14 protein-coding genes are annotated in these 14867 nt (G+C 58.8%); 9 read left to right on the top strand and 5 right to left on the bottom strand.

Features of this window, described 5'->3' with window-relative positions; genetic code table 11:
- The first annotated feature begins 3 nt into the window (after positions 1-3).
- The 8 genes from FHT75_RS28105 to FHT75_RS28070 all read left to right on the top strand — a co-directional run bounded on the left by FHT75_RS28105 (position 4) and on the right by FHT75_RS28070 (position 7868).
- Positions 4-990: a sugar kinase gene (locus FHT75_RS28105; protein WP_047619043.1), complete on the top strand. Its 987-nt coding sequence runs from the start codon at positions 4-6 to the stop codon at positions 988-990.
- Positions 991-1295: 305 nt separating this feature from the next.
- Positions 1296-2618 carry a sn-glycerol-3-phosphate ABC transporter substrate-binding protein UgpB gene (ugpB, locus tag FHT75_RS28100; RefSeq protein ID WP_028758677.1) on the top strand — a complete coding sequence of 441 codons (1323 nt, stop codon included), beginning with the start codon at positions 1296-1298 and terminating at the stop codon, positions 2616-2618.
- A gap of 65 nt (positions 2619-2683) precedes the next feature.
- Complete coding sequence (ugpA, locus tag FHT75_RS28095; protein ID WP_048338469.1) at positions 2684-3568, top strand: sn-glycerol-3-phosphate ABC transporter permease UgpA; 885 nt, start codon at positions 2684-2686, stop codon at positions 3566-3568.
- A 12-nt stretch (positions 3569-3580) separates the two neighbouring features.
- The gene (gene ugpE / locus FHT75_RS28090) at positions 3581-4429 is read left to right on the top strand and encodes a sn-glycerol-3-phosphate ABC transporter permease UgpE (RefSeq protein ID WP_028758675.1); all 849 of its coding nucleotides are present in this window, start codon (positions 3581-3583) and stop codon (positions 4427-4429) included.
- A 1-nt stretch (position 4430) separates the two neighbouring features.
- On the top strand, positions 4431-5477 hold the full coding sequence (locus FHT75_RS28085; protein ID WP_047619035.1) for a sn-glycerol-3-phosphate import ATP-binding protein UgpC: 1047 nt from the start codon (positions 4431-4433) through the stop codon (positions 5475-5477).
- Between the two features lie 55 nt (positions 5478-5532).
- Positions 5533-6282 carry a glycerophosphoryl diester phosphodiesterase gene (locus tag FHT75_RS28080; protein WP_047619032.1) on the top strand — a complete coding sequence of 250 codons (750 nt, stop codon included), beginning with the start codon at positions 5533-5535 and terminating at the stop codon, positions 6280-6282.
- Positions 6283-6291: 9 nt separating this feature from the next.
- A complete protein-coding gene (locus tag FHT75_RS28075; RefSeq protein WP_047619028.1) occupies positions 6292-7077 on the top strand; it encodes a DeoR/GlpR family DNA-binding transcription regulator in 786 nt (261 codons plus the stop codon).
- Positions 7074-7868 (top strand): HAD-IIB family hydrolase, encoded by a 795-nt coding sequence (locus FHT75_RS28070; protein WP_048338470.1) that lies wholly within the window; start codon positions 7074-7076, stop codon positions 7866-7868. Before FHT75_RS28075 ends, FHT75_RS28070 begins: the two co-directional genes overlap by 4 nt.
- 88 nt (positions 7869-7956) lie before the next feature.
- On the opposite strand, the gene FHT75_RS28065 is transcribed toward FHT75_RS28070, so the two are convergent.
- The 3 genes from FHT75_RS28065 to FHT75_RS28055 form a co-directional block, all read right to left on the bottom strand.
- On the bottom strand, positions 7957-8802 hold the full coding sequence (locus tag FHT75_RS28065; protein ID WP_028758670.1) for a carbohydrate ABC transporter permease: 846 nt from the start codon (positions 8800-8802) through the stop codon (positions 7957-7959).
- Between the two features lie 5 nt (positions 8803-8807).
- Complete coding sequence (locus tag FHT75_RS28060; RefSeq protein ID WP_028758669.1) at positions 8808-9746, bottom strand: carbohydrate ABC transporter permease; 939 nt, start codon at positions 9744-9746, stop codon at positions 8808-8810.
- Between the two features lie 89 nt (positions 9747-9835).
- The gene (locus FHT75_RS28055; RefSeq protein ID WP_063473714.1) at positions 9836-11083 is read right to left on the bottom strand and encodes an ABC transporter substrate-binding protein; all 1248 of its coding nucleotides are present in this window, start codon (positions 11081-11083) and stop codon (positions 9836-9838) included.
- A 545-nt stretch (positions 11084-11628) separates the two neighbouring features.
- On the opposite strand from FHT75_RS28055, the gene FHT75_RS28050 reads away from it, so the two are divergent.
- Positions 11629-12663, top strand: coding sequence for a LacI family DNA-binding transcriptional regulator (locus FHT75_RS28050; RefSeq protein WP_047619020.1), 1035 nt, complete (start codon positions 11629-11631; stop codon positions 12661-12663).
- 37 nt (positions 12664-12700) lie between these two features.
- On the opposite strand, the gene FHT75_RS28045 is transcribed toward FHT75_RS28050, so the two are convergent.
- Positions 12701-13636, bottom strand: a complete 936-nt coding sequence (locus tag FHT75_RS28045; protein ID WP_183845293.1) for an alpha/beta hydrolase — start codon at positions 13634-13636, stop codon at positions 12701-12703.
- Complete coding sequence (locus FHT75_RS28040) at positions 13633-14781, bottom strand: Gfo/Idh/MocA family protein (RefSeq protein ID WP_047619015.1); 1149 nt, start codon at positions 14779-14781, stop codon at positions 13633-13635. The genes FHT75_RS28045 and FHT75_RS28040 overlap by 4 nt, the downstream gene beginning before the upstream one ends.
- Between the last annotated feature and the right edge of the window lie 86 nt (positions 14782-14867).

Raw genomic sequence — 14867 nt, 5'->3', positions numbered from 1 at the left:
GTTTTGACGACTTCTGCCTTCGACCCGCCTCCCGGTCAGGCGCGCCGCGTTTTGTGCGTCGGCGCGGCGGTTATGGATACGTTGTTTCGTGTGCGCTCGTTACCGACCGGCCAGGGCAAATTTCTGCCCTATGATATGCTGCAGATTGCCGAGGGCATGGCATCGAGCGCCGCCTTTGCCGTTGCCCGGCTTGGCGGCCATGCCAGCCTTTGGGGCGCGGTCGGCGATGACGCCACCGGCGACCGCATCATTGCCGACCTCGGCGAGAGCGGCATAGACACGAGCGGTATGGTGCGTGTGGCAGGCGCCCGCTCGGCCGTCTCGACGATCCTTGTCGATGATCAGGGCGAACGCTTGATCGTGCCTTTCTACGATGCTGGCCTGCACGAGACGGTCAAGCCGGTCACAAAACAGGACATTTCCTCCTTCGACGCAGTGCTGGTCGACGTCCGCTGGCCGAAGCTTGCGCTGCGGACGCTGTTGGCAGCGAGAGAGGCGGGCAAGCCGGCCATTCTCGATGGCGACGTTGCCGGCGATGGCGTGGTCGAGATGCTTGCGCCGGCGGCGAGCCATATCGTGTTCTCGCAACCAGCCGCTGAGCGGCTTGCGGGAACGGCCGACCCGGTGACAGTCGTCGGCCTGCTGAAGCAAAAGTTCGAGCATGCCTTCATCAGCGTCACGGCTGGCGAAAATGGCTGCTTCTGGTTCGATGACGCAACCGGCGAAGTCTGCCATCTTGCCGCTCCAAAGGTGAGAGCGGTCGATACGCTTGCAGCCGGGGATATCTTCCATGGCGCTTTCGTGTTGGCTATCGCGGAAGGCATGCCGATCGAAGAGACGATGCGCCTGTCGTCTATGGCGGCGGCGCTCAAGTGCCAGGTCTTCGGCGGTCGCACCGGCGCGCCGACCAGAGCCGAAGTCTGCAAGGTGCTTCAAGATTGGCGCCCGGCGGTGGCGACGATGAAAGTGATCACACCGGAAGAGTTGTGACAATCCAGGCAGCAACGTCGTTAATGGTGAACGCCATGGAGGTGTTCACTTGATCACGCTTGTGCTGCCACCCAAAGGCGACCAAGCCCATGCCGCCGGGTCACGGCCCTCAATCCCATATCCTCGGCCCGAGAACCGCCCACCTCGAACCTGATGCTGTCGCCAGCATTGCGCCAGTCCGCAGGTGATCGCCGGCCGCAAATGTTCATTTGAACATTTCATTCTTGCAAAGTGAACTTCGCCTGTTACCATCGGGCTCACGTTCGTAGCGGGAGGCTTCGGACCGACAACAAGTGGGAGTGAGGATGAACAAGATCGCTTTTTTCCTGTCCGCAGGATTGACCAGCCTATCGTTATCCGTTCCGGCAATGGCAGCCACGAAGATCCAGTGGTGGCACGCAATGGGCGGCGAGAATGGCGCGAAGCTTGAACAGATCGCCAAGGGGTTCAACGCATCTCAATCTGACTATGAGATCGTTCCGGTATTCAAGGGCACCTATGACGAGACGCTGACGGGCGCCATTGCTGCGTTCCGCGCCAACCAGCAGCCCGCAATCGTACAGGTCTATGAAGTTGGTACCGGCACCATGATGGCAGCACAGGGTGCGGTCTATCCCGTTTACCAGTTGATGAAGGACGAAGGTGAGGCCTGGGACCAGAGCAAATTCATTGCTCCGGTCGTCGGTTACTACTCTGACACCAGCGGCAACGTTCTGTCCTTGCCGTTCAATTCCTCGACGCCGATCCTGTATTACAACAAGGATATCTTCAAGAAAGCAGGGCTTGACCCGGAAACGCCGCCGAAAACATGGGCGGACGTTGAAGCCTTTTCGCGGACGATCATGAAGTCCGGCGCAGCTAAATGCGGTTTCACCAGCGCCTGGATCTCCTGGATCCAGACTGAGAACCTGAATGCCCTGCACGATAAGCCGTATTCTACCAAGGCCAACGGTTTTGGCGGCTTGGACGCAGAATTCACCTTCAACAATGATCTCACGATCCGCCATTGGGGCAATCTGAAGAAGTGGCAGGACGAGGGGCTCTTCAAATTTGGAGGACCTGGCGGCGGCGATAACGCTCCTCCGATGTTCTATTCTCAGGAATGCGCGATGTACATGAATTCGTCCGCCGGTCGGGCAGGGGTCATCAACAACGCAAAGGCTTTCAAGGTCGGTTTTGCGCCGCTTCCCTACTATGACGACGTTATTCCGCAGCCGCTCAACTCGATTATCGGCGGCGCCACTCTCTGGACACTGAAAGGTCGCCCGGAAGAGGAGTACAAAGGTGTCGCGAAGTTCTTCACCTACCTGCAGAAGCCGGAAGTCCAAGCCGATTGGCATCAGTTCTCGGGCTACCTGCCGATAACGGAGGCTGCCTATAAGCTGGGCCAGGATCAGGGCTATTACGAGAAGAACCCCGGAGCAGATATCGGCATCAAGCAACTGACGCGGGTGACACCCACCGACAATTCCAAGGGCATCCGTTTCGGCAACTACGTCCAGGTGCGTGGCATTATCGACGATGAGTTTGCGGCCTTGCTGGGCGGGAAGAAGACGGCGAAGGAAGCAGTTGATTCCGTGGTCGCAAGAGGCAACGAACAGCTTCGCGATTTCCAGTCCGCCAACTAATGGGCTCCGTGACGGGGGCTGGTGAAAGACCGGCCCCCGTTTCCCATCCGTCAGTGTGAGGGCCCATGCAAACCAAACGGACCGTATTTCCCAACAAGCTTTTGCCTTACCTGCTCATCGCTCCCCAAATTTTCGTGACCGTGGTATTTTTCCTTTGGCCTGCGGGAACTGCATTCTGGCAATCTTTCCTGCGTCAGGACGCTTTCGGTTTCAAAACGACCTTCGTCTGGTTTGAAAACTACCGTCGGCTCTTTGCCGATCCGATCTACATCAATGCCTTCGGCCACACGCTCATCTTCGCCATACTCGTGACGGTCCTATCAACGTCGATTGCGCTGCTCCTGGCTGCAGCGGCAATGCGCGTGTTGCGCACCTCTCGAATCTATTCGACCTTGCTCATTTGGCCCTATGCCGTCGCCCCCGCGATCGCCGGCATTCTTTGGTGGTTCATGTTCAATCCGTCGATCGGCATCGTCGCCTATATGTTGCGGGCAATGGGAATCAATTGGAATCATCTGATCAATCCCGACGATGCCATGGTCCTGATCGTGATCGCGGCGACGTGGAAGCAGATTTCCTATAATTTCTTGTTCTTCTTGGCTGCGCTGCAATCCGTCCCACGCTCGCTTCAGGAAGCCGGGGCCATCGACGGAGCCGGTCCGATGAAGCGTTTCTGGACGATCGTGTTCCCGCTGATCTCACCGACGACTTTCTATCTGATCGTCATCAATATCGTCTACGCGATGTTCGACACCTTCGGCATCGTTCATGCAACCACCCAAGGCGGACCGGCGCGCGCGACGGAAATCCTTGTCTACAAAGTCTATTTCGACGGGTTTATCGGGCTGAATTTGGGCTCGTCGGCGGCACAGTCGGTCATTCTCATGGTGATCGTCGTCGCTCTGACGGCCGTCCAATTCCGTTTTATCGAACGCCGCGTACAATATTGAGGAATTCCAAGGATGGTTGAGAATCGCCCCTTCCTAAATTTCCTGGCGCACCTTGTCCTCATCATTGGCGTGACGATCGTGGTGTTTCCGGTCTACGTGGCTTTCATTGCATCAAGCCATGGCCCAAACGACTTCTTGTCAGGCGTCGTGCCGCTGACACCAGGTGGCCACATCATCGAGAACTATTCGACGATGCTCTCATCCGGGATGACGAGCTCCGGGGCGCCGCCGATCGGGCCGATGATGATCAACTCGTTGATCATGGCGGTTGGCGTCGCCGTCGGCAAGATCGTCATCTCGATCCTTTCGGCCTTTGCCATCGTCTATTTCCGGTTTCCGTTCCGGACCCTGGCATTCTGGATGATCTTCATCACCCTGATGTTGCCGGTCGAGGTGCGTATCGTGCCGACCTACAAAGTCGTCGCCGATCTTGGAATGCTGAACAATTACAGCGGCCTCATCATCCCGCTGATCGCCTCGGCAACGGCAACCTTCCTGTTTCGTCAGTTCTTTCTGACCGTCCCTGACGAACTGATGGAGGCCGCCCGCGTCGATGGAGCGGGACCGATGAAGTTCTTCCGGGATATTCTGCTGCCGTTGTCGATCACCAATATCGCGGCGCTCTTCATCATCCTCTTCGTACTCGGCTGGAACCAGTATCTCTGGCCGCTCATCATAACGACCGACCAGAGCTTCTACACAGTCGTGATGGGAATCCAGCGCATGGCAGCGGTTGCCGATGCCGAGCCCCGCTGGAACCTCGTGATGGCAGCGGTCATTCTCGCCGCCCTGCCACCCGTCCTCGTCATCGTCGCCATGCAACGCCTTTTTGTCAAAGGCCTGGTCGAAACGGAGAAATGAAATGGCAACGATCAACATCATCGACGTCAAGAAGAATTATGGTACCGTTCCAGCTGTCAAAGGCATCAACCTATCCGTTGCAGACGGCGAACTCATCGTCCTCGTCGGCCCCTCGGGCTGTGGCAAATCCACCCTGCTTCGCATGATTGCCGGGTTGGAAACGATCAGCGAAGGCCAGGTCGAGATTGCGGGCCGCAATGTCAATAAGGCAGAGCCGGCCGACCGCGATATCGCCATGGTCTTTCAAAACTATGCGCTTTATCCGCATATGACGGTACGCGGAAATCTCGAATATGGTTTGAAAAATCGCGGCACCGAACGGGCCGAAATCAACCGTCGTGTGGCGGAAGCCGCCGAGATCCTCGAAATCGGACCGATGTTGGATCGTAAACCTCGCGAACTCTCCGGCGGGCAGCGCCAGCGGGTTGCGATGGGGCGCGCCATCGTTCGCGAGCCGGCCGCCTTCCTGTTCGATGAGCCGCTGTCCAATCTCGATGCCAAATTGCGCGTGCAGATGCGAGTTGAAATTCGTCGGCTGCAACGGCGTCTCAAGACGACCAGCATCTACGTCACCCATGACCAACTTGAAGCGATGACCCTCGCAGACCGATTGGTCGTCATGAACGGCGGACTTGTCGAACAGGTCGGAACGCCAGTGGCAGTCTACGACCGTCCGGCAAGCTTGTTTGTCGCAGGCTTCATCGGCTCGCCGCCGATGAATCTGGTACCGATCGACGTCCTCAGGGCGGCCGACGGCGCTGGGACCCTGGCATTGCCTGCCGGTACCGACATGGTCGGGCTCCGCCCGGACGCGTTACTTGTTGCCAGGCCGGCAGAGCCTTCCGTCCGTCTCAACGCAACCGTCGAGTTGCTCGAGCCAATCGGGGGAGAAAGCCATCTGCATGTGCGATTGGGGGGGGGCCAGCAGACGGTTGTCCTGACCGTACCGGGTCGTCCGGACTTTGCCGAGAATGCGAATATCGACATCTTTGCACGTGTTGACGCGATGCACCCTTTTAATAGCGATACGGGAAAACGCACAGATTGACTCCAGTTTATTATTTCTCCATCCAACCTTCGAAGAAGACGAAAGAGATGAGACGATGACGACCGTAGAGTCGCGATCCGGGCCGAGACGCGGTGAAGTTCAGGCACATCGAGGCGCTTCTGCCGTTGCGCCTGAAAATACGATTGCTGCCTTTCGAGCGGCCGCGGACCAGGGCGCGGAATGGGTCGAACTCGACGTTGCACTTCTTGCCGACGGTACGCCGGTCGTGATCCACGACGTTTCCATCGACCGCTGTTCCTCGTCAAAGGGAAATCTGGCCAACCTCAACGCGTCGGATCTCGCGAGAATCGACGCTGGCTCGTGGTTCAGCCCAAAATTCAAAGGCGAACCGCTGCCGACGCTGGCCCGTGTCGTTTCCGCCTTGGGCGAACTCGGTCTCAATGCCAACGTCGAGATCAAGCAGCATGCTCATCACAAATCACTCGACCAGTTGGTCAAAGTCGTTGATGAACATTTGAAAGGGCGGGCGGCGCACACCAAGATCATGATCTCGAGCTTTGATGCCGCTGCGCTGAAGGGAATGCACGAAGTCGATCCAAGCTACGAGCTCGCCATGCTGTGGAGCAACCTGCCCGCGGATTGGTTGGATATCCTTCGGTCAATTCCCGCAAAGACCATCCATCTCGACTACAAGGCTCTGAGTGTCGGGTTTCTCGAGGAGGCCGTGCGTCGCGGCATCGCGGTGCGGGCATGGACTTGCAATGATCCCAAGCTGCTCGCGTCTTTCTGGGAGGTGGGTTTGACTGGGGTGATAACAGACGACCCCAGTGTCTACCTCACGTAAGGAGCGGCGATGGGGCAGCGGATCATATCGAGCCGACAACGTGAGATCCTTGCGCTGATCGAAACGGACGGTGTTCAGTACATCGAGGAACTGGCACGTCGGTACGATCTGACGACGCAGACGATCCGTCGCGATATCAATGCATTGTGCGATCTCGGGCACGCGCGCCGCTTCCACGGTGGCGTCGACCTGCCGGTCGAGGGCAGCAACATCTCGCTCAACGCTCGCGCCCAGCTCAACCGAAGGGCCAAGCGGCTTATCGCCAAGCGCGTCGCCGCCGACATAGGGGTCGACGCGACAGTGTTCCTGGGGATCGGCAGCACGGTTCGGTTCGTTGCCGAGGCGCTGCGTGATCACCAGGGCCTGACGGTGATTACCAACAACATCCACGTCGCCTTGAGCCTTTGCGATGCACCGAGTGTCGAGGTGCATTTGACGGGCGGCCTTTTGCGTCACGACGATCGCGACGTGGTGGGCACGGATGTGATCAGGTTCGTCGAAAAATTCTATGCGACTTACGCCGTCGTCGGCGCAGGCGCTCTAAGCCCGCTCAACGGTCTGATGGATTTCAGCTATAGCGAAGCCCAAATCACCAATGCCCTCCTTGAGAATTCACAAACGCAGATTCTGGCTGCAGACGTCAGCAAGTGGACGCGAAACGCTTCCGTGCGTGTGGCGCCATTCAGCAAACTCACCCGCTTTTATACGGATCGGCTGCCTGGCGAAGCGGCCGCCACCAATGCCCTCTCCGAGAGCGGCTTGGACGTGGTGACATGCAGCGAGGATATGGCATGAGCTATGTAGACCTTGCGCCATCAGCTCGTGAGTTACGGGACGTGCGCTACCTGTTCACCGACATCGACGATACCCTGACCACCGAAGGCAAGCTACTTCCGCAAACCTACCAAGCTCTCTGGGATCTCAGCCGGGCAGGCATTGCCGTCGTGCCGGTTACGGGCGGCTCCGCCGGTTGGTGCGAACACATCGTTCGTGCCTGGCCGGTGGCCGCGGTCGTCGGCGAAAGCGGCGCATATTGTGTCACCCGTAGGGACGGCGCAGTCGTCTTCGACTATTGGGAAGATGCCACCCTGCAGGCTGAGCGCCAACGCCTGCATCTCCAGTCAGTGAAAGAGCTGGTTTCGCGAAGGGGCAAGACGTTCAGAATTGCCCACGATCAGGTCTTCCGGCTGGCGGACGTCGCGATCGATATCCAGGGTCACGACCCGCATGAGGTCGAGGATCTCGCGTCCAGCATAAAAGCCATTGGCGGAACGGTTGCGATCAGCTCCATTCACATCAACACGTGGATCGGCAATTACGACAAGCGGTCGATGAGCGAACGCGTCTTAACCGAGATATTCGGTATCGACCCGGCTGAAACTCCCGCCGTTACCGCCTTCGTCGGCGACTCTCGAAACGATGCCCCGATGTTCGGCTTTATCCGCAACTCCTTCGGCGTCAACAATATCATTCCCGTCCTTCCGCAATTGCAGTACGCACCGAAGTGGGTCTCGTTGCAGCCCGCCGGCCTTGGTTTTGCTGATATTGCGAGAACGATCTTGCAAGCAGCAGCCGCAGGTGAATGAACGACGATCGACTTCGTGTCATGGCGGGGTGACGGCTCTAGAGAAATAATTCCGCGAAATCATACTGCGCAGCCGTGGCCACCAGCCGTCAGCTTTTGACCGAGCCGGCGGTCATGCCTGCCAGGAAATAGCGTTGGGCAACCAGGTAGAGTACCAGAAGGGGCAGGGAACCAAGCACGCTCATCGCCATCATCTCGTTCCATTCGAAGGCGTGCTGGCCCATCAGAAGCTGGATACCGATCGGAACGGTTCTGAGATCCATCGATTTCGTCAGCGTTAGCGCGAAGAGGAATTCGTTCCAGGCCAGCAGAAACGTGTAGACCGCCGTGGCGACGATCCCGGGGATGGAGACCGGAACGATGACGCGCCAGAGCGCCGTCCAGCTCGAGCCGCCGTCGACAAGGACGGCCTCGTCCAGCTCTTTCGGCAAGGTATTGAGATAGCCTGTCATTAGCAGGATGGCATAAGGCAGCGTGAAGACCATGTAGGTCAGGATCAGCGCCAGATAGGTATCGAAGATCCTGAAGGCGACCACCATGCCGAAATAGGGGATGAGAAGGGTGATCGGCGGAACGGTCTGGGTGCTGATGATGAAGATGTTCAAAGTGTTCTTGAAGCGGAACTGATAGCGGCTGAATCCGTAGGCGGTCAGGATGGCGATAACCAGGGTCAGGCAGGTGACGACGCCGGCGACGAAGTAGCTGTTGATGAAGAAGCGCACTTTCACCGGATCGTTGAAGATCGTCAGATAGGCGGCCACCGTAAAGTCATCCGGCAGCAGCCGCGGCGGAAGGGCGAAGATTTCCGTATTCGATTTCAGCGAACTGAAAAACATCCAGACGATCGGGAAGGTCGAAAAGACCAGGCCGATCGCCAGGCCGAGATAGGTCAGGATGGTCGGCAATGCCGAGCTTTTGAAGGAACGCTTTGCCATGGCGGTCACCTGCGCTGCTGGTGTTTGATGTAGAAGTAGGTGACGCTCATCGAAATGATGAGGATGATCATCGCGCTCGCCGAAGCCAGGGAAAACTCATACTGGGAGAAGGCGAGCTTGTAGGTGAAAGTCGAGAGCACTTCCGTCGAATAGATCGGACCGCCGCCCGTCGTCATCCATACGAGTGGAAAAACCTGCATCGTCCAGATGAAGTCGAGAAGCGCGATGCTGATGATGATCGGCATCAATTGCGGAATGGTGATGTACCAGAATTTTTCGAGTTCGTTGGCACCGTCGATACCGGCTGCCTCGTAAAGCTCCTTCGAAATGCCCTGGAGGCCGGCGAGCAGGCTGACCATGTAGAGCGGGTAACCCGCCCAGATGTTTGCGAAGGTCAATGCATGAATGGCGGTGCGCGTCGAAGAGAACCACTCGACCTTGAAGTTGATGATATGGAGCGCCATCAGCACGCTGTTGACGACGCCGTTCGGATCGAGCAGCAGGCGCCAGATGATGGCGATGATGACGGCGGTGAACAGCCAGGGCAGGATGAAGAGCACGCGCAGGATGCTGCGAATGAGCGGATCGACGCGGTTGGTGTTCAACAGCAGCGCGAAGGCCAGGCCGATGATGAAATGGAAGACGACGCTCATGATGGTAAAATAAAGCGTCTGGGCGACCGACTGCCAGAAGACCGGATTCTCGAAGATGGTCAGGTAGTTCTGGACGCCTGCGAACGCCGCATCCTTTTTCATGATGGCGCCGTCCATCAGCGAATATTTGAAGACCATCACCATCGGGAACAGCATCAGCAGAACAAGCAGCAGAGTGGCGGGCGACACGTAGAAATACGGCACCAGCTTCCTCAAGGTGCTGTAACGAAGCCATCCTTTTCTTGGCGCTTTGGCGTGCGCAGCGACCAGAGCCGGAGCGGAATGATTCATGAGCTGTGAGTTCCCATTCTGCCGAGATTTGACGACTTGCACCGGCAGCGCAATCTGGCGCTGCCGGTGATTCGTGAAAGCGACGTGCTTTAGAACTTCGCGAGCCAGGCCTTCTGGGTATTGGAAGCCGCGTCCTTGGCCGACTGCCCGCCGTCGAACATCTTCTGAACTTCGACGTTCATGTCGCGCATCAGCTCTTCGGCAACCGGAAGACCGACGAATTCATTGGCAGGATAGCCGCTCTGGAAGATTTTGAAAGCTTCGGCGAAGATCGGGTCCGATGCCACAAAATCCGGCTTGGCGTGGACATTGCCGGGGAAGGCGTTGGCAATCGAAACCAGACGGCCGTTGACGTCTGGGCTCATCAGATATTCCACAAGCTTCCAGGCTTCTTCCTTGTGCTGGCTGCCTTCGCTGATACCGATGCCCCAGGAGGCATAAGGCATGCCGCGCTTGCCGGTGTAGCCGTCAGTGGCCGGCAAGGCGGAGATGCCGAAGTTGAGCTTCGGATTGCGCTCGCGGATGAGGTTCACGTGGGCGAGCGAGTCGACCATCATGCCGACGCGGCCGTTGACGAATTCCTCGACCTTGTCCTGTTCCTTCTTGGCGAAAATGCCGGGCGAAATAACGCCTTCCTTGTTGAGGGACGCGATATAATCGAGCGTGCCGACGACAGCGTCATTTTCGAGATCCGGCTTGCCGTCCTTCAGCATCGAGGCGCCCGAGGCCCAGACCCAGGACATGACGTCGTTCTGGATTCCGCTCGGCGACTGCAGCGACAGCGGCAGGACCCAGCCATACTGGTTCTTCGGCGCATCGGTCATCTTCTTCGCGGCTTCAGCGAATTCCGTGCGTGTGGTCGGCAACTTGTCGACGCCGGATGCCTTGGCGATATCGAGGTTGACGAAGACGGGATAGACGAAGGAAGCGAGCGGGAACATCACGCTCTTGCCATCGACCTTGACGATATCGGTGATCTGGCTCTTGTCGTACTTCGCCTTGTCCATCAGTTCGTCCATGGAGGCGATTGCGCCCTGCTTGGCCAGCCCGTTTACCCAGGCGCCATCCAGGCCCACCACGTCGCTCAGCGTTCCGGAGGCGGCGCCGACGACGATCTGGTCACGCGTCGTGGCATAGGGGCCGCTGACCAGCGTCACCTTGATGCCGGGGTTGGCGGCCTCGAAATCGTTCATGATGCCGCGCAGCGCCCCGGACGGCATTTCGGGTTCCCACCATTGTATGAATTCGATGGTGGTGTCGGCAAACGCCGATGTGGCGCAGAGCGCCCATACCGCCACGGCAGCCCGCATCGTCACGCTGAATTTTCTGATATTCATGTGTGCCTCCCATAGATTTTCAGTTAATCGATCCTCCTCAAGATCGTAGGCAAAGTAGGTTCCCTAAGGCGCCTATCTGTCAATGAAGAACTGCGATCGAGAAAAAATGGGAGGCCCGTATTCATGGCGAGTTCGCACACAACTAATTGAAATATAATAACAAAATTATTCGCTATCGTCCGAATTTTTTCGGAGCATTTGTGTTGCTTGTGACGCTTTTTTTCTTTACTTTCGTAAACAAATGAAAGTCTGCCCAACAAAACGAAAAGCGGAGACGCCCGCCGTCCTCACCGCAAATTTTCGAATTCGGGGCCTGAAACAAGCGTTTTTGCAACCATGCGGCGCGAGCACCTGACGTCGCAAGAGAGGAGAATATTTCGTTTTTCGAAAGAGAGCCGGGTCCGCAGCGAAAAGTCATGCCGGCCTGCCCGTTGATTTTCCCCGATTCCGGAAAACGAAGACCACCCTGTACAAATTGCCGAATGCGTGTGATGCGACATCATTTTCGATTCAGCGCACCGTCGCGCCGCCGATTAAGGAACTGAATGGCCAAGAAAAGTTATAAATCGATGGACGATTTTGCGGCCGCCTCCGGCGTATCGCGTCCGACGCTGTCGAAATATTTCGATGATCCCTCGCAGATCAAGGAAGTGACCCGCAAGCGTATCGAGGCGGCTCTCAAGAAGTCGAACTTCGAGCCGAATCTTTTCGCGCGGCATCTCAATCGCAAGCGGACCAGGAATATCGGGATTCTGGTCCCGACCATGTCGGATCCCTTTTATGTGCAGGTCGTGTCGCTGATCGAGCTGGAGTTGCGCGAAAGGGGATTCTGGCCTGTCCAGATCTCCTCGCACACGCGGCCCGAGCTGGAGGCGGAGGCCGTGCGGACCTTGCTCTCGCTGAAGGTCGCGGGTGCGATCGTGGCGCCGCTGGGCGCCGGTTCGCGGCGTTCCGCGCTGGAAAGACTAAGGGATGCAATCCCCGTCGTTTGCTTCGACAATCCTGCCAGCGGTGACCTTCCCTATGTCGGCAACGACAACGCGCAAAGCATGGCAGCCATTGTGCAATATCTCTGCCGATCCGGTGAGCCGCCGATCTTCCTGGAAATTCCGCATATGACCGAAAATGCCGGCGAGCGGCAGGCGGGCTATCGCGCGACCATGGCGAGGGAAGGGCATTCCCCGCTCGTCATCGATTGCGACGCGCCGCCTTCCTGGGAGTTCGAGCGTCTCGGATACGAGCAGATGCAGAGGATGCTTGCGAATGGCGGACTTCCCGGCAAAACGCTCCTCTGCGCCAACGACCGGTTCGCCTTCGGCGCGATGGCGGCGGCATTCGCCTCGGGACTGAAAATCGGCCGGAACGAGGCTTGCGACGTGCGCATCGCCGGGCACGACGACCACCCGCTGAGCCGATATACCTGCCCGTCGCTGACGACGATGGCCCAGAACGCATCCGAGATCGCCGCGAAATCCGTGGAGCTTTTGCTCGCGCATATCGAGAGCGAGGATGACGGAACGACCCCCGCCACGAACAAGGTGATCCTTGAGGCAACGCTTGTCATGCGCGACTCGGCTTGAGATCCGGTCGGCTTGAGATCCGGCGAGGGTTACGGCCTCAGCGGGTAAGCGCGGGGTCCATGGTGCGCCACGCCATTGCAATGGCCTCAAGCGCCTCTTGCGCCTCCGGAATGGCCCGTCTCTTCGATACGAAGCCATGGATCTGTCCGGGCCAGGTCCGGCTTGTGGCCTGCGCTTCCCGGCTGAGCCGCTCGGCATAGCCTGCCCCTTCGTCGACCAGCACGTCGTGTCCGGCAAGGATCACGAAGGCCGGCGCCACACCGGCCAACGACATCGCGCTGAGCGGCGAAGCCCGCCAGTCCGACCTGCTCGCGGCTTCCGGCAGATAGTGGTCCCGGAACCATTTCATCGCCGCTGCCGTCAGGCCGAAACCCTCTGCGTAACGTGAGTAGCTGTCTGCGGCCTGCAACTGGTCGGTCACCGGATAGATCAGCACCTGGCCGATGACGGCCGGCACCTGTCCGTCCCGCGCCAGGAGGGCAACGACGGCGGCCAGATTGCCGCCGGCGCTATCGCCGCCGACGATAATGCGCGAGGGATCAATACCGAGTGCATCGGCCTGCTCCGTCATCCAAACAAGTGTGGCAGCGCAATCGTCGATCGCGGCCGGAAACGGATGTTCCGGTGCCAGGCGATAATCGGGTGAAACCACGACGGCGCCTGCCATATTGGCAAGCGTCCGGGAGATATCCTCATGGGTTTCCGGCGCGCCGATCACAAAGCCGCCACCATGGAGATAAAGCAGGGCCGGCGCCCCTTGGCGCGGCGCTGCTTGGCCGCGCCATATCTTCACCCTGATGGCGCCCACACGTCTTTCCAACATCTCTGCCACCTCTTCGAGTGGCCACTGGATGCCTGCGAAACTGTCCAGATATTGCTGCCGCGCCTGCGCCGGAGTGCAGCTTTCCACCGCCGTTTCCGGATCGCCAGGCCATGCCAGGGCGCGTTTGGCGGATTCGTCCAGTTGCGTCATGCGAGCAAGCTCCTTGCTTCGTCTTCCCGCAATTCTTTCGGCTGCGCGACGATACCCGCAATGGTCTGCGCGACGCCGGTTTCACCCGCACGCAGGATCGCTTCCATGACTTCGAGCACATGCAGGGCGAGATCGCCCGAAGCGCGTGGCGTGCGGCCTTCGATGATTGCGCGCGCGAGATCGGCAAGGCCAAGCATGCGGTAGTTGGCGCGATCAGGCGCGGCGATCGGCCAGTTGACGGCCCCGAAGAGTTCGCCTGATGTATCCGTTTCCTGCCAGGGAGCGCCACGGCTGGAGAGCGCGACGGAGCCGCCGAAATTGTCGGGGTCGGGCAGGCGCAGCGAGCCTTCGGTACCGTGGAGCTCGATCGGGTGGTTGGAGTGGCGGAAGACGTCCCAGGAGGTGCCGAAGGTGACGGTGGCGCCGCAATCGAATTCCAGCAGCGACAGCACGCTGGTCGGCGTGCCGACCTTGAACGTGGTGCCCTGTTTCGGCCCCTCGGCGGTGATGAGCCGTTCTTCCTGCCCGCTTGTGGCGACCGCCTGCACACGGCGGATCGGCCCCATGAGATTGACCATCATCGTCAGATAGTAAGGCCCCATATCCATGACCGGGCCGGCGCCGGCCTGGTAGTAAAAGCTGGGATCGGGATGCCAGTGCTCCATGCCGCGCCCCATCATGAAGGCCGTTCCCGTCACCGGCTTGCCGATGGCGCCGGCTTCCATCTGCCGCCGGGCATGGCGTCCGGCTGCCCCCAGGAACGTGTCCGGCGCCGAGCCGAGCATAAGGCCCTTGGTGGCGGCCGCATCCACCAGCCGGCGTCCTTCCGCGGCCGTGACGCCGAGCGGCTTCTCGGTGAAGACATGCTTGCCTGCCGACAGCGCCCGCATCGAAACGTCGAAATGCGCAGCCGGGATCGTCAGATTGAGGATGAGGTCGATGTCCTTGTCGTCAATGAGGCTATCGACGTCGGCCGCGCGCAGATTGAATTCCGCCGCGCGGCGCTTGCCGGCGTCGGCGTTAAGATCTGCACAGGCAATGATTTCGACGCCGCGGAACAGCGGCGCGTTGCGCATATAGGCGAGCGAAATGTTGCCGCATCCCACAACGCCGATCCTGAGTTTCATGCCATTGGTCTGTGTCATCGAGGAACCTGATTTTGCCGTTGCGGCTGCGGAGAGTTGAGGGTGCGTTACGTTTTAAGCGCAGGGAATAAATTATATTGACGCAC

The sequence above is a fragment of the Rhizobium sp. BK112 genome (genome assembly GCF_014193215.1).
Classification (GTDB): Bacteria; Pseudomonadota; Alphaproteobacteria; order Rhizobiales; family Rhizobiaceae; genus Rhizobium; species Rhizobium anhuiense.
This window is presented reverse-complemented; position numbering and strand designations above follow the sequence as displayed.